General features: G+C 55.7%; 18 protein-coding genes and 1 pseudogene. 18 read left to right on the top strand and 1 reads right to left on the bottom strand.

Going from position 1 to position 15349, the window contains the following annotated elements; translation table 11 throughout:
* Window positions 1-708, bottom strand: a complete 708-nt coding sequence (locus ACO6BQ_RS01510; protein WP_489118999.1) for a triose-phosphate isomerase — start codon at window positions 706-708, stop codon at window positions 1-3.
* Between the two features lie 148 nt (window positions 709-856).
* Between ACO6BQ_RS01510 and ACO6BQ_RS01505 the strand changes: the two genes are divergently transcribed.
* The 18 genes and pseudogenes from ACO6BQ_RS01505 to ACO6BQ_RS01420 all read left to right on the top strand — a co-directional run bounded on the left by ACO6BQ_RS01505 (window position 857) and on the right by ACO6BQ_RS01420 (window position 15259).
* A complete protein-coding gene (locus ACO6BQ_RS01505) occupies window positions 857-1582 on the top strand; it encodes a GntR family transcriptional regulator (protein WP_489118995.1) in 726 nt (241 codons plus the stop codon).
* 92 nt (window positions 1583-1674) lie between these two features.
* Window positions 1675-2511: a class II fructose-bisphosphate aldolase gene (locus tag ACO6BQ_RS01500; RefSeq protein WP_489118991.1), complete on the top strand. Its 837-nt coding sequence runs from the start codon at window positions 1675-1677 to the stop codon at window positions 2509-2511.
* Between the two features lie 197 nt (window positions 2512-2708).
* A complete protein-coding gene (locus ACO6BQ_RS01495) occupies window positions 2709-3110 on the top strand; it encodes a transcriptional regulator GutM (RefSeq protein ID WP_489118988.1) in 402 nt (133 codons plus the stop codon).
* Between the two features lie 67 nt (window positions 3111-3177).
* A complete protein-coding gene (srlE, locus tag ACO6BQ_RS01490) occupies window positions 3178-4173 on the top strand; it encodes a PTS glucitol/sorbitol transporter subunit IIB (protein ID WP_489118984.1) in 996 nt (331 codons plus the stop codon).
* Window positions 4174-4192: 19 nt separating this feature from the next.
* On the top strand, window positions 4193-4720 hold the full coding sequence (gene srlA, locus ACO6BQ_RS01485; protein WP_489118981.1) for a PTS glucitol/sorbitol transporter subunit IIC: 528 nt from the start codon (window positions 4193-4195) through the stop codon (window positions 4718-4720).
* A 61-nt stretch (window positions 4721-4781) separates the two neighbouring features.
* A complete protein-coding gene (locus tag ACO6BQ_RS01480; RefSeq protein ID WP_489118978.1) occupies window positions 4782-5153 on the top strand; it encodes a PTS glucitol/sorbitol transporter subunit IIA in 372 nt (123 codons plus the stop codon).
* A gap of 125 nt (window positions 5154-5278) precedes the next feature.
* Window positions 5279-6238, top strand: a complete 960-nt coding sequence (locus ACO6BQ_RS01475; protein WP_489118977.1) for a sugar-binding transcriptional regulator — start codon at window positions 5279-5281, stop codon at window positions 6236-6238.
* Window positions 6239-6327: 89 nt separating this feature from the next.
* Window positions 6328-7362, top strand: a complete 1035-nt coding sequence (locus ACO6BQ_RS01470) for an IS30 family transposase (RefSeq protein WP_489118973.1) — start codon at window positions 6328-6330, stop codon at window positions 7360-7362.
* A gap of 160 nt (window positions 7363-7522) precedes the next feature.
* A complete protein-coding gene (locus ACO6BQ_RS01465) occupies window positions 7523-7894 on the top strand; it encodes a PTS glucitol/sorbitol transporter subunit IIA (RefSeq protein ID WP_489118970.1) in 372 nt (123 codons plus the stop codon).
* Between the two features lie 316 nt (window positions 7895-8210).
* A complete protein-coding gene (locus tag ACO6BQ_RS01460; RefSeq protein ID WP_489118966.1) occupies window positions 8211-9797 on the top strand; it encodes an ArnT family glycosyltransferase in 1587 nt (528 codons plus the stop codon).
* A complete protein-coding gene (locus ACO6BQ_RS01455; RefSeq protein WP_489118964.1) occupies window positions 9794-10762 on the top strand; it encodes a glycosyltransferase family 2 protein in 969 nt (322 codons plus the stop codon). The genes ACO6BQ_RS01460 and ACO6BQ_RS01455 overlap by 4 nt, the downstream gene beginning before the upstream one ends.
* 180 nt (window positions 10763-10942) lie before the next feature.
* Window positions 10943-11323 carry a desulfoferrodoxin family protein gene (locus tag ACO6BQ_RS01450; protein WP_489118962.1) on the top strand — a complete coding sequence of 127 codons (381 nt, stop codon included), beginning with the start codon at window positions 10943-10945 and terminating at the stop codon, window positions 11321-11323.
* Between the two features lie 15 nt (window positions 11324-11338).
* Window positions 11339-11489: pseudogene (locus ACO6BQ_RS01445) on the top strand (secretion protein HlyD).
* Between the two features lie 151 nt (window positions 11490-11640).
* Window positions 11641-12591 carry a 50S ribosomal protein L11 methyltransferase gene (gene prmA, locus ACO6BQ_RS01440; RefSeq protein WP_489118960.1) on the top strand — a complete coding sequence of 317 codons (951 nt, stop codon included), beginning with the start codon at window positions 11641-11643 and terminating at the stop codon, window positions 12589-12591.
* On the top strand, window positions 12591-13337 hold the full coding sequence (locus tag ACO6BQ_RS01435) for a 16S rRNA (uracil(1498)-N(3))-methyltransferase (protein WP_489118958.1): 747 nt from the start codon (window positions 12591-12593) through the stop codon (window positions 13335-13337). The genes prmA and ACO6BQ_RS01435 overlap by 1 nt, the downstream gene beginning before the upstream one ends.
* Window positions 13338-13357: 20 nt before the next feature.
* Entirely contained in the window at window positions 13358-13900 is a 543-nt protein-coding gene (locus ACO6BQ_RS01430) for a TlpA family protein disulfide reductase (RefSeq protein WP_489118956.1), read from the top strand.
* A 27-nt stretch (window positions 13901-13927) separates the two neighbouring features.
* Window positions 13928-14611, top strand: a complete 684-nt coding sequence (locus ACO6BQ_RS01425; RefSeq protein WP_489118954.1) for a cytochrome c biogenesis CcdA family protein — start codon at window positions 13928-13930, stop codon at window positions 14609-14611.
* A 141-nt stretch (window positions 14612-14752) separates the two neighbouring features.
* Window positions 14753-15259, top strand: a complete 507-nt coding sequence (locus tag ACO6BQ_RS01420) for an ECF transporter S component (protein ID WP_489118950.1) — start codon at window positions 14753-14755, stop codon at window positions 15257-15259.
* Window positions 15260-15349: the final 90 nt, after the last annotated feature.

The raw sequence follows: 15349 nt of genomic DNA, 5'->3' as shown, positions 1-15349 counted from the left end.
CTATGCCGCGTTTCCCTGGGCCTCACGCACTTCGGCGGCACGCACGATTGCCGCGGCCATCTCCATGATGCGCTGCGCCGGATCGGGAGCGTTCAGAATTCCGCTCGTCGCACCGCTGCCGTCTGCACCGAGTCGTACGACGCGGTAGACATCATCTGCCGTTGTGATGCCGGAGGCAATCATGATGCCGATGGACGGATCAATGCTGCGGATCTTCGCAACGATTGAGGTCGTGTAGCTGTCATCTGCGGTTTTTCCTGTACCGATGAGATCGGTTGGCTCGCAGAGCAGAATATCGGGGCGGAATGCGGCGATGGCAGTGCCCTCGGCGAGCGAATCTGCGCACGCAATCGTCTCGATGTCCAGTTCGCGTGCGCGGACAATCGTCTTTGCAAGCTCGGCCATTGTCATGGGGTTCTCCGCATGATTGAGGAAGGTTGCACGTGCCCCTGCCTCGTAGAGTGCCTCGGGCAGGAGATGTCCCATGCCGCGGCCGGGGCGCAGGCTCTCCATCGCCTGTGCCGTGACGATAATCGCCTCGGTGTTTTCGCTCACATAGCGAATATCGGCGAAGGGGCAGGTAAAATAGATCTTCAGCCCCGTCTCCTTGGCCGCATGATCGGCAGCGCGCGCGAGTGCAAGCGACTCCTTGCCATAGAGATAGGACTTCGGGTTGACGACGAGGAATGGGGCAAGACTGCTCTTCATGATAAGACCTCCTGTATGCGTTGATTTATTACCACTGGTTAATTAAATATTACCACAGGTAAGAGGTGACTGCAAGAAGGTTTTCTGTTGACAAAAGGATAAGTAATCACATACTATAACAAAAGTAAAAGAGAAGGGAGGCACATCCATGACGAGCAAAAAGCAACAGCGGCTGCACGAGAAGATTCGAGATGCGATGGAGCGACAATTCACGGAGCTCGCGTATTTCTCGCCGATTCCAGGCGAGAGAGAGCTGTGTCAGATGCTCGGTGTGAGCCGTCCGACCGTGCGCAAGGCACTTGAATTGCTCGAGATGGAAAACAAGATCGTGCGCATGCAGGGGCGCGGCTCGTTCTACACGGGAGAGAAGATCCCCGTGGATTACTCCGAGGCGGCACGGCGCGGCTTCGGTCTGGCGCAGATGTTCTCGGCGGAAGGGCGTGTTACGCGCAGCTCCGTACTGCAGCAGCTCGTCGAACCTGCGCGTGGGAATCTCGCAGCGATGCTTGGCCTTGCCGAGGAGACGCTTGTCTTTCATTTGAAACGTCTGCGCTATGTGGATGAGAAGATCTATGCCGTGACGGATGATTACATCCCGCTCGCACTCTGCCCCGACCTCGTGCACATCGACTTCACGCAGAACGGTCTCCTGCGCACGCTTGAGGCGCATGGTGTGCATCCCTATGCTGAGGACAAGACGATCGAGGTGATCTGCGCAACTCCCGAGATTGCCCTCTATCTCGAGGTGGCAGAGGAGGCACCGATTTTCGTCACGCGCATTCTGACGACGGACCGCGAGGGACAGATCATCCAGTATGCGACCTCGAAGGCGGACGCATTTCGCAGCCGCTTTCGCGTACGCTCAACAAAATAATAACCACTGGTAAATAAAATAATTGACAAATGGATTGCTCTGAAATATGATAGGCACAAAATCAATGCGTTTTCAGAAAAGGAGGAATCCTCATGTTGGTCGATGGAAAGTCCGTGCTCAGCGCGGCGAAGGCAGGGCATTACGGTATTGTTGCCCCTGATTTTCTTACGCTGAATGCCGCTCGCGTCTTCGTGCAGACAGCGGACGCACTCAAAACGCCGATTCTCCTCTCCTTTGCACAGGGGCATGCGGGGCTGATCTCTCTCGAGGAGGCAGCGCTTGTAGGAAAGTTCTGGGCGGAGAAGGTTGACACACCGATTGTTCTGCATCTCGATCATGGGCAGGACTTTGATTTCCTGCAGCGCGCGATTTCGCTTGGTTTTACCTCCGTTATGCTGGATGCCTCGATGAAGGACATGGACGAGAATATCCGCCTGACGAAGGAGGTCGTCGCCTATGCGCATACGAAGGGCGTCAGCGTCGAGGCGGAGATCGGCCATGTGGGCGGTGCGTCCGAGGGGATTGAGGGCGCAACTTCGGAGAGTGTCTATACGACTGTGGAGGAGGCGGTGACCTTTGCAGAGGCTACCGGGGTGGACTCGCTCGCTGTTTCCATTGGTACCTCGCACGGCGTTTACGCGAGCAATCGGACGCCGGAGCTGAACTTTGAGCGGCTGCGCGAGCTCGCTGCAGCTGTCCCTGTTCCGCTCGTTCTGCACGGTGGTTCCGGCACGGGGGACGAGAATCTGCGCCGTGCTGTGTACGAGGGGATCACGAAGCTGAATGTCTATACGGATTTCCTTGTCGGGGCAATCGATGAGATCAGGGCGGTGGGGACGAACTCCCTGATCGAGGTGCAGAAGGCATCGGATGAGGGGATGCGCAGGGTGCTTACGCATTACATCAACCTCATCTCGAAAACAGCATAGTTTAATCGCTTACAAAGGGCTGCCGCATTTCGGCAGCTTTTTGATTTGGAGCGCGTCGGCAGGAACAAATGATAATAGCTGACGTGCGCATCAAAATACATTTACAAAAGTTCAAGAAAGTGATTATTGTAAAAAATAGGTATGAATGGTATAATTTATTTTGTCAGGTGAAATGGGGAAATCGAAGGGGGGATATTTTGCAGACAGAAATGCTCGTCGGCGCGGTGTTCCTGCTCTTTGTCATCCAGGTCATTGGGACACATCTGCAGGTGAAGGCATACAAGGGGGCTGTGCGCGAAATGCACAAGCTCGGCAATGTGGGCATCGGTTCGCGCCGCCGAAAGCTCGGGGCTTCGAATATTGTTGTCATCGCGTGCAATTCCGCGGGCGAGATTTTGGATGGGCGAATTATGCAGGGGATGACGATCCTCAGCCGCTTTCGTCCGATGGAGGGCATCGCGGGACGGACGATCTACGATCTGCGCGCGGAATACGCCGCACTTCCCGAGAAGCACCGCATGCACTACAAGGGGCATATACAGGCGCTCGATGCACTGATTACCAGACTGCGTACATCGGAGCAGCAGGAATCGGAGTAGTTGCGGCAGGAGCCTCACATGGAGTTCTGCCTGAATATAAAAAGTTTAACGCATAGGAGGAAAACGCATGTATCACTCTGTGAAGATTGTCGCCGGCAAAGGCGGATGGGGCGGGCCGCTCGTGCTCGTTCCGACGGAGACACGCAGCAAGATCGTCAGCGTTACGGGCGGCGGTGTACATCCGCTTGCGGCAAAGATTGCCGAGATGACGGGCTGCACGGCGGTCGACGGGTTCTCGACGGGGGTGTCGGATGAGGAGATCCTGCTCGCTGTCGTAGACTGCGGCGGTACCGCGCGCTGCGGCGTCTACCCGAAGAAGGGGATTCTGACGGCAAACGTGCTTCCTGTTGGAAAGACAGGGCCGCTCGCACAGTTCATCACGAAGGAACTCTACGTTTCGGCAGTCGATCTCTCCTGCCTCTCTCCGGCGGACGAGAGCGAGACCGCGGCAGCGGCGGCAGCAGCTGCACCTGTCTCTACGCCAAAGACGAAGGCAGAGGCAAAGGCCGAGATTGCGGCAATGCAGGCGGGCCGCGAAAAGAATTTCGTCACGCGTCTCGGCATCGCCATCGGCGGTGTGGTCAACAAGTTCTACGCTGCGGGCCGCGAAACCATCGACATCACGATCAAGAGCATCCTGCCGTTTATGGCGTTCGTCTCCATGATCCTCGGCATCATCTCCGTCTCAGGGCTCGGCAATGTCATCGCGAATACGATCTCTCCGCTTGCGAGCACCTTGCCCGGCATGCTCATCATCTCTCTCATCTGCGCGATCCCCTTCATCTCGCCCGTGCTCGGGCCTGGTGCTGTTATCGCGCAGGTGGTCGGAACGCTACTCGGCGCACAGATCGGCATGGGCAACATTCCGCCGCAGTACGCCCTGCCTGCGCTCTTTGCAATCAATGCACAGGTCGGCGCGGACTTCGTTCCGGTCGGGCTGAGCCTCGGTGAGGCGGACCCCGAGACCATTGAGCTGGGGGTACCTGCCGTTCTCTACTCGCGCGTCATCACGGGCCCCTTGGCGGTGCTGATTGCCTACGCGGCGAGCATAGGCCTTTACTAATCGGGAGGGATATAGTATTATGGAACTGATAGCAACCGTAGCAAACGGCTTTATGGATCTCTTCCGCGCAGGTGCGGCGACTTTTACGTCGTGGGTCACGGGGATCATTCCTCTGCTCGTCATCATGATGACGGCGGTCAACTCACTCATCAAGCTCATCGGAGAGGATCGTGTGAATGGTGTGGCGCAGCGTGCGACACAGAACATCATCACGCGTTATACCGTTCTCCCCGTGCTTGCCGTGCTCTTCCTCGGCAATCCAATGTGCTATACGTTCGGCAGCTTCGTCGATCCGAAGTACAAGCCTGCCTACTACGATGCGGCAGTCAGCTTCGTTCATCCTGTGACGGGACTCTTCCCGCACGCAAATGGGGGAGAGCTCTTCGTCTATATGGGGATTGCGGCGGGGATTACGACACTCGGCCTGCCGCTTGGCGATCTTGCCGTCCGCTATTTCCTTGTAGGCATTGTCGTCATTCTGGTTCGCGGCATTGTCACCGAGAAGATCTATCTCTATATGAAGCACCGTGAGGAAAAGCGGGCATAGGGAATACGGGAGCTTGCTTCATCTCGGAGCGGCGTATATCTGCAAGACAGGAGGATGCAGCATGAAATACTATTGCGAAATCACGAGCTGGGGCGCAGAGGCACTCCTCTTCCTCGACGATCCGAATGCCAACTTTATCATCATCTTCAACAATAACGCACCGGCGGAGCTCGCGGAGTTTTCCGTGCTTCATACACCGGCGAACTACAACGAGGATCCCGCTGTCGGTGATACGATGATCATCTGTGATAAGGCGTTCACGATCACGGCAGTCGGGGATGAGGCACTCCATACGCTCAAGGAACTCGGGCACTGCACTCTCTCGTTCAAGGGCGGCGATACGCCGGAGCGTCCGGGCTGCATCATGCTTCAAGGCGATGTGGCGCTTGTAAAGGACGATTTAAAGATGGGGGCAAGCATCGAAATTCATTAGAGCAAAGCTCATAGGGGGGGCTGCCGCAGCAGCGGCGGCCCCTTTTTTGACAAAGTTATAGAAAATATGTCAATGAGTATCACAAAGGGAAGAATGTGTTCCAAAGTTCATGAGAGGGGTTCACGATGAAGAGAATTGTTGACGATGTACGTCTCATCTTTAAGTGCTGCAGCCTCTACTATCAGGACGGACTGGGGCAGAAGGAGATCTGTGAGGTGCTCGGCATCTCGCGCCCGACCGTCTCGCGTATGCTCACGATCGGCAAGGAGCGCGGCATCGTCCGCATCGAGATCCAGAATCTGGACAATATTGCCTACGGCAAGATGGAGCGCGAGCTCGAAAAAAAATACAACCTGCAGGAGGTCATCATCGTTCCCTCCAGCCCCATCTCGGATGGGCAATATCCCATCAACTCGGAGATCGGCAGTGCGACGCTCGAGTATCTGTCACGCGTCCTGATGGACGGCTATCTCGTCGGCATCACGATGGGCCTTGCGATCCAGAACGTCGTGCGCTCGGATTACTTCATCCGCAGTCCGATCAAGGCGACCTTTGTTCCGCTTGTGGGCGGCGTCGCCGAGAGCCGTCTCGACATCCACTCCAACTACCTCGCGCAGGAGTTCGCCGACCGCTTCGTCGGGGACTGCATCCAGTTCTTCTCGCCGGCGGTATTTTCGCGCCGCGAGGTGCTCGAGGGATTTTTGCAGGAAAAGACGATACGGAATGTGATCCGCCTGTATTCCCGTCTGGATCTCGTCCTCATGGGGATCGGAATCCCCTCGACGGAGCATTCGACCATTCTGCGGACCGGTTATGTCGATCATACGATTTTGGAGGAGTTTGCGGCGCGCGGAGCAGTGGGAGATATTGCACTGCGGTATTTTGACGCGAACGGCGATACGACGCCGTTCCAAGACTTTAACGACCGTGTGGCGGGCATCCCGCTCGATACGCTGCAGAAGATCCCGCGCCGTGTCGGTGTTGCGGGCGGGCGTGCCAAGAAGGATGCCGTACGCGGCGCCATTCGCGGCGGCTTTATCAATGTCCTGATCACGGACATTGACTGTGCGGAGAACCTTGTTTAATACATTTGTAAACGGACACATAAAAAAGTAGAACATACAGAATCGATCTGGTAAAATATCTTTGCCAAAACACCACCAGGAGGTTCTGTATGTCCCATACACATTCTACCACAAAACGCCGCACATTCAAACACCTAAACGCCTATCAGCGCGGGCAGATCGAAGCGATGCTCCGTCTTGGAATCCCTAAGGTGAAAATCGCCAAAGACCTCGGCATCGCACGTTCCACCCTGTACGCTGAAATAAAGCGTGGTACAACAAGGCAGATGCGTTCAGACTGGACGTACTATGACCGGTATTTTGCCGAAACCGGTCAAATCGTTTATGAGCGTCATCGAAAGAACTCCGGAAAGCCTTCCAAGTTCAATGCAGCACGAGACTTCATCCGTTATGTAGAAGACCGCATTCTCAAAGATAAGCACGCACCTGACGCAATCTGCGGGCGCGCCAAACGTACCCATCTATTTGCGGTTCAGGTCTGCACGAAGACCATCTACAACTACATCGCCATGGGGCTGCTCAAGGTCAAAAACATCGACCTACGCCAGAAGGTACGCCGCAAACACAAAGAGAAGAAGACCGACGACAATCATAGATCCTTCGGTGAGCGTATCGACCAACGTGATCCGCTGGTTGACGAGCGTGTTACCTTTGGCAACTGGGAGCTTGACACCATTGTCGGGAAAAAGGGAACAGATCCTGTTCTGCTTGCCGCTGATGAACGTAAGAAGCGAAAGAGGCATCTCATAAAGATTCGGGCGAAGACTGCGGAGGCGGTTGCCGAAGGCATTGCCAAACGCAGAGAGCTCTATGGAGCACAGTTTTCACAGGTGTTTCGTACGATTACCTGTGACAATGGGAGCGAGTTCGCCCGTCTGCAAGAAGTCATTCCCGAGGTGAAGGTGTACTATGCGCATCCTTACGCGCCTTGGGAACGTGGAACGAACGAGAAGCAGAATGCACTCGTTCGGTATTTCATTCCGAAGGGCATGGATATGACGAACTTGAGCGAGGAAGAAGTACAGCGTGTAGAGGATTGGATCAATACGCTGCCACGCAAAATTCTAGGTTATGAGACGCCGCAAGAGTGTTTCGATGCTGCACTAAAAAATCTTCGCTCATAATTTTTGATTCTGTTACCTACTACTGTCCGATTTGATATTGCAATTTAGGTTTTTATTCTTTATGACAACACATGCCTCCTTGGTCTTTACTAAATCATGGGGATATAGTATGATAGTGTCAGTAAAGACAGAGTAATTCCATGAGACTGGAGGATGCAGTATGAAATTCCACTGTAAGATCACGCGTTGGGGCGATGGGGCTCTTGTTTTCCTGGATGATCCAAATACGAATTTTATCATTCTTTTCAACGATGATGCGCCGGAGGAGTTGGTGGAGTTCTCTGTGCTGCATACGGAGACAGAATACAGCGAGGATCCCGCCGTCGGTGATACAGTGATTGTCTGCGACAAGGCATTTACGATCACGGCAATCGGAGATGAGGCACTTCATACGCTGAGGTCGCTCGGGCACTGTACGCTCTCGTTCAAGGGCGGCGATACGGCGGAGCGTCCCGGCTGTATCATGCTGCACGGCGATGCACCGTTTACGAAGGATGATGTGAAGGCCGGTGCGACCATCGAAATTTATTGAGCATCTGTTTTATGGGGACTGCTGCAGCAGCGGCGGTTCCCTTTTTTGTGTCTGTCATCGCCAAACAAATGATAGTGCGCTTGTTCGGTTGTAAAAATTTTTTTATATGATACAATGCAGATGATTTCAAGGAATCGCTGATAAAATGAAGTCTGTCGGATTGGTACAGATTTTTTGTTCGGTCAAGGAGATCAACCGGACGCATAGCAAGGACTATGTGGAGGCTTTGTCGACGAAGTGCGGGCGAAAAAGATGCGTCAAGATGATGTGGCTGAATTTATCAGTGCTTCCTCAACTATGTGAGGTGTATATCTGCGTGAATGACGAAAAAAATCTTGCATGGCCGGTCTATCTCGTCCTGCTCGTTATCATATCCTTTCAGATCCTCTTTGGCATCGGCGGGACGGCACTGCTTGACCCCGATGAACCGGTCTATGCGGAGACGGCAAAGGAGATGATTCGCTTTGGCGACTATCTCTCGCCGCGTATCTACAACGAGTTCTGGTATGATAAGCCGCCGATCTTCTACTGGCTGGTCGTGGCATCGCTGAAGCTGTTCGGTGGATTCAGCGAGATTGCGGCGCGGCTGCCCGCTGCGCTCATGGCGATTGGCTCGATCCTCATGACGGCACTAGCGTCGGCGCGGCTCTTCGGTGCGCGGACAGGCTTCTGGTCGGGGATGGTCATGGGGACGAGCATCATCCTCATGTATATGGGAAAGGCATCCGTGACGGACTCGACGCTGCTTTTTTTCATGACGGCAGCACTCTTTTCCTTCATCCATCGCCAGTACTGGCTGATGTACCTTGCGTGCGGGCTTGCGATGATGACAAAAGGCCCCATCGGTGTGGTTTTCCCGGCAGGGATTGTCTTTTTCTATCTGCTTGCGACACGTCAGCTGGAACAGCTCCTCCGCATGCACGTCCTGCGAGGGCTGCTGCTCGTTGTTGTCGTGGGACTTCCGTGGTATCTCTATATGTACGAGATGCACGGCATGGCGTTCATCTACGAGTTCATCGGCTTCCACAACGTCAGCCGCTTCACCGCGCCGCTCCATCCCGTGCGTGCACATTGGTGGTTCTACCTGCCCGTCGTGATCCTCGGCTTCTTCCCGTGGACGGGACTGCTCGTCCAGTCGGTGAAAAATGCGTTTCGCCACAGCTTTGGCGAGGAGGTGCAGCTGCTCACATTCTTTCAGGCGTGGTGGATCTTCGTCCTCATTTTTTTCTCAATTGCACAGACCAAACAGGTCTCCTATATGCTGCTCCTGACCCCCGCACTCTCTACCATCATCGGGTGGAATCTTGCGCGTATGCTGGATGACTGGCGGCAGACCCATTTCGCATGGGCTGGTGGGAGTGCGCTCATGTTCCTCGTGCTAGGGCTGGGCTGGCTCATGAGCGGGGACAGTCTCGCTCCGCTTGCCGAGGGTGGGCTCTGGCTTGGTGCGATCACGCTTCTCCTCGGTGCGGCAATCGTCTACTGCATCACAGCGTCTCATGATCTCATGCGTGCGGCATGGCTGCACGTTGTCGCGGGTGTCGTTACCATGGTGATCGCATTCGGCTTTATGATGCCCGCGATTGAGGGACATTTCAGCGTGAAGCAGGTTGCTCTCACATATGCCGCAGACTATCATGCGGCGGCAGAGGCAGAGGGGCGTGCTCTCTACATTGACAAGCAGCTGCGCCCGGGTGTGATGCTCTATACGGACATCCCAGGCATCGAGGCGGATACGAACCGCGCCGAGTCCCTTGCTGCACTGCGTGCAGATGAACGTCCAAAGTACATTATCATGCGTGACTTCATGTATCAGAAGATGAAGAAGGAGCTCGGCGCCGAGAATTGGCAGCTTGTCGAGGAAAAGGATGGCCTGTGTATCTTTAAGGATGATGTGGAATGACGGCACCCATACTCTATCTCGTTGTGCCCTGCTACAACGAGCAGGAGGTTCTGGCCGATACGGCGGAGAAGCTGCAGCAAAAGATGACTGCGTTGATTGCGGCGGAAAAGGTGAGTGCAAAGAGCCGCATCGCCTTCGTCAACGATGGCAGCCGTGACCGCACATGGGAGCTGATTGCGGCGTGTGCGCAGCAGAGTACGCTCTTTTCCGGCATCAACCTCGCGCACAACGAGGGGCATCAGAATGCCCTGCTCGCGGGACTGATGACTGTTCTTCCGTATGCGGATGTGACGATCAGCATGGACGCAGATTTGCAGGACGATATCAATGCAATCGATGCGATGCTTGAAAAGCATGCGGCGGGGGCGAATATCGTCTACGGTGTGCGCGAAAACCGTGCGTCGGACACCTTCCTCAAGCGTTTTACGGCGGAGAGTTTCTATCGTGCGATGCGTGCGCTTGGTGCGGACATCGTGTTCAACCATGCGGATTTTCGCCTGATGGATCGCCGTGCGCTTACGGCACTCGCGGAGTATCCCGAGGTCAATCTCTTCCTGCGTGGGATCGTGCCCATGATCGGGCTCACACACGATATCGTCTACTACACGCGGCGACAGCGTCTCGCAGGCGATTCGAAATATCCGTGGCGGCGCATGGCTGCGTTTGCGTGGGAGGGCGTGACCTCGCTCTCGGCGCGTCCGATTCGTCTGATCTCGCAGCTGGGGATGTTCATCTCGTTCATCAGCGGGCTGATGCTCATTTGGTCGATTGTACGCCACTTCATCGGCGAGACGATTGTCGGCTGGACGAGTCTCATCGTCTCGCTCTGGTTCCTCGGCGGGCTGATCTTGCTTTCGATCGGTGTCATCGGTGAGTACGTTGCGAAGATCTACCTCGAGGTCAAACGTCGTCCGCGCTATCTTGTGCAGGATTTTATCGATACGAATGCGGCGGAAAGAAAATAAGTTTTTCAAAAAATTTTTAGGGAAAAGAAGGAGAATTTTATTTTGTGGAGAATTATTATTTGTGAAAGAGAAAATAGATACGGTCTATGGCATCTTTCACACTCCACAATGTTTCTATCGTTTACTTTGCTGTGTATTTACGAATAGGAAGCAGATGCTTCCGCAATAGGAGGGTTCACTATGTCAGTATTTTATCTTGCAGGAAAGACTCATGTGGTCGAGGTCTATGGCGACGAGGCACTGGATCTCGCGTGCTGCGGTACACCGCTGAAGGCGATTGATCCGAACTCGGTCGATGCGGCGAAGGAGAAGCACGTTCCCGTGGCGACCTATGACGCTGCGAAGAACGAGGTGCATGTCACGGTCGGCTCGGTCGCACACCCGATGACGGAGGAGCATCTCATTGCCTACATCATCCTTGTGACGAAGAAGGGCGTTCAGCGCGTCAACCTCACGGCGACGGATGCCCCCGAGGCGACGTTCCGCCTTGCGGACGGCGATGCGCCGGTGAAGGTCATTGAGTTCTGCAACCTGCATGGACTCTGGCAGACGGAGTTCTAAGGAATCGCTGATAAAATGAAGTCTGTCAGATTGGTGCAGATTTTATGTCCTGCCAAGGAGACAAACCGGACGCATAGCAGAGGCTATGTGGAGGATTTGTCGACACAGGCAGGGCGAAAACAGATGCACCAAGATGGCAGTGCTGAATTTATCAGTGCTTCCCTAAACGAATCTGCATAGAGAGAAGGCTGCCGTATGTGTTTGCGGCGGCTTTTTTTCCTCTTTGGCAAAAAAATATCGCATTTCCTATCTTCTTCCTGTATAATGAATCTCACCGATGGAGAAAAATTTGGAAGAAGTTATAGGGGAGCGATGGAATGCGCTGGGCACAGGTGAGCGTTGTCACGACGCACGAGGGCGCGGATCTCATAGGGAATATCCTGATGGAGCTTGGTGCGGCAGGGACGGAGATCGACGATCCGTCGCTCGTGAACGAGTACATCGATGCGGGGCTTTGGGACTATACCGATCTGCCGCGCGCCGAGGACACGGACACGGTCACCGTGTGCGCTTACCTGCCCGAGGACGCGCGTCTGGAGGGCAGTCTCCTGACGCTCGCGGAGCGCGTGGAGAATCTGCGCGGCGTGGACGCACCCATCGGCGCGGGAGCGATCTCGCACACGTTTGTTGCTGATGAGGACTGGGCGGAGACATGGAAAGCCTACATCCATACGGAGAAGATCGGGCGGCGCATTGTTGTGCGCCCAACGTGGGAGGAGTACACGCCGCAGGGGGATGAGATCGTCATCGACCTCGACCCGGGCGCGGCGTTCGGTACAGGGGCGCACGCGACGACGGCGATGTGTCTGCGTTGGCTGGAACATATCGTGTGCCCGCAGATGCGCGTCTATGACGTGGGCTGCGGCTCGGGTATCCTCGCGATTGCTGCATCGAAGCTCGGTGCGGGCGAGGTCATTGCAATGGACTACGATCCCGTCGCGGTCTCCGTTGCGGAGGAAAATGTCCGCGCAAACAATGTTACGAACGTCGCCGTGTTCGAGAGTGACCTGCTCTCCATCTGCGCGGGCACAGACCCGGCGGAGCTCATCACGGCGAACATCATCGCCGATATCATTATCCGCCTCTTTGACCAGCTCGACCGCCATCTCGCGCCGGGCGGGATTCTGCTCGCCTCGGGCATCATCGACGACCGCATTGTGGATGTCGAACGCACAGCGACGGAACATGGCTATACTGTGCTCGATATGACCTGTGAAAAGGAATGGGCGGCGATGATTATTCGCCGCAGCTCGGAGTTGGAGCTCTGATGCGACGCTTGTTTTATGCGGGGGCACTCGCGGAGGAGATCGAGATCACGGGCGGTGATGCCCACCATCTCGCGCGCGTTATGCGCGCGCAGATTGGCGATGAGATCGTTGTTGCAGACGGTGACGGACGGACTGCCCGCATGCGTGTCAGTGGGATTGACCGCGATGCCGTACGCCTTCATTTGGTGGAGTACCTGGCACCCGAAGTGTCTGCATCCGCAGAGGTCATTCTCGTGCAGGCACTTCTCAAGGGCGAGAAGATGGACGTTGTCGTGCAAAAGGCGGTCGAGCTTGGTGCATCCGCACTCTATCCGATCGAGACGGAGCACGTTGTCGTGCGCTACGATGCGAAAAAGGCGGCGGCAAAGTCTGTGCGTTGGCAGAAGATTGCGGACGAGGCGGCAAAGCAGTGTGGGCGCAGTGCACTGATGCATGTTGCGGCGATTGCGCCGCTCTTCGCGCTCTTGCAGGATGCGGATCTTTTTGACGCACCCGATACGGCAGTTGTATTCTGCTATGAGGGGGAGCGCACGCAGTCCATGCGCACGGTGCTGCGCTCCGTCGACGCGCGGCGCATCGTTCTCATCGTCGGTGCAGAGGGCGGATTTTCCCCCGCCGAGGCAGCGGCGATTCAAGCCGCAGGGGCGCAGTCCGTTTCGCTTGGTCGATTGATTCTGCGCGCAGAGACGGCGGCTCTTGCTACTCTTTCCGTGACGCAGTATGAACTAGGTAATTTTGCGTTTTGATGATTCAGAAAGGAAACCCTATGAAGAAAAGATATACAGCACTGTTTGCGGCGGTGTTTGCAGTCAGCATGATTGCGGGCTGCGGTACGAGCAACAGCGCGGATCAGGGGGCGACGGCAAAGGCACAGTCGTCCGCCGAACAGAGCAAGGGCTCAGGGCAGCGCGGTGAGTCTGCCCCGACGTTCACACTCAAGAACCTCTCGGGTGAGGATGTCGCCGTCGAGGCGAAGGGCAAGCCCTACATCATCAACTTCTGGGCGACGTGGTGTCCGCCTTGTCAGGCGGAGATTCCCGACCTCGCGGCGTTCCATGCGGCGCACAAGGATGCGGTGGATTTCTACGCCGTCAATTTGCAGGAGGATGCTGCGCCCGTGCAGAAATTCATGCAGGAGCGCAAGGCGGATCTGCCCGTCGTACTCGACACGAAGGGAACGGCGGCGACGCTTTACGGCGTACGCGCGATCCCGACGACTGTCGTCGTGGATAAGGATGGGAAGGTGGTCTACCGCAAGACAGGCGGCGTGACGAAAGAGGAACTGGAAGATGTTATCGGCAAGCTCTAAAAGCGTGACGCAGGGAGGGCGAACTGTATGGAAATGACCCTGCTCGGCGGGGCATTCCTCGCGGGCTTTCTCTCGTTCATCTCGCCGTGTGTCCTGCCGCTCCTGCCCACGTTCTCGCTGATTCTCGCGAAGAACAGTCAACAGGATGGCGGTGAGGCACGACGGCTGTATGCGAATACGACCGCATTCCTGGCGGGCTTTACGCTCGTCTTTGTTCTGCTCGGTGCATCGGCATCGCTGCTCGGCGCGTGGCTCTTCTCCTATCAGGAGCTTCTGCGGCAGGGTGCGGCTGTGCTGATTATCGTCATGGGGCTTTTCATGACGGGCTGGATACGGATTCCGCTGCTCCTGCGTGAGTACCGCCCGTTTCAGCGGCGCGGCTTTGACGGCATTGGGGGCGCATTCCTTCTCGGCTGCGGCTTCACACTCGGATGGACACCGTGCACTGGCCCGATGCTCGCGACGATTCTTCTCTATGCGGGGGATACGGCGACCGTCGGCGCGGGTGCTCTGCTCCTCCTCGTCTACAGTCTCGGTTTTGCCGTGCCATTCTTCCTGCTCGCCGTCATCTGGCGGCGGCACATCATGAAGCTACGTGCGTTCTATCAGTATCTCCCGCGCATCCAGCAGGCGGCGGGGGTAGTGCTCGTCCTCCTCGGCGTTCTGCTCTGGTCGGACTCGCTCACCTATCTCGTGCGCATTTTGTCGTAAAAAAACGGAAACGACCTCCCTGCATCCTTTCTTGATGCGGGGAGATTGTTTTCGTTTGTGCAGATTGAATTTTGGCACGCTGTGTGCTAGGATATAGAAGAAATTAGGAAAAGTTTGGAAAGGATCGTGGAACATCAGAACATGAAAAAAACATCATTCACCACACAGGAACTTGTCTTTACCGCGCTTATGACGGCACTCGTCTTTGTTGCAACCTATCTGCCGCACATCCCGATCCCGCTCGGCTATGCGCATCTCGGCGACGCGGTGATCTTCCTGCTTGCACTTCTCACGCCGCGCCGCAGTGCGCTCGTTGCCGCGTGCATTGGCTCGGCACTCGCCGATCTTCTCGGCGGCTTTGCCATTTGGATCGTGCCGACTCTTGTCATCAAATTTGTCATGGCGGAGATCGTCTATCGCATCGGCCGCGGGGGGGATGCAATCGCACCCCGTGCAAGTATCATCGCCGCGCTCCTCCTCTCAAGTCTCTGGATGGCGGCGGCATATACCTTTGCGGGGGCGGTGCTTTACGCTAGTATGTCTGCCGCACTTGCCTCCACGCCGGGACTTATCATGGAGGGGCTTGTCAACGGTATCATCGCCTTTTTCCTCCTGCCACTTTTGCGGGGGAGATTCCCGCAGTTTTGACGGGATGAGGAATGCTTTAGCAAACAAGCAGATTCTTTCGATGGCGAATTGTCAAGTCAAGTGCAACACCTTATTGAAAAAGACTTCATA

This window comes from Centipeda sp. (in: firmicutes), from assembly GCF_057271695.1.
This window is presented reverse-complemented; position numbering and strand designations above follow the sequence as displayed.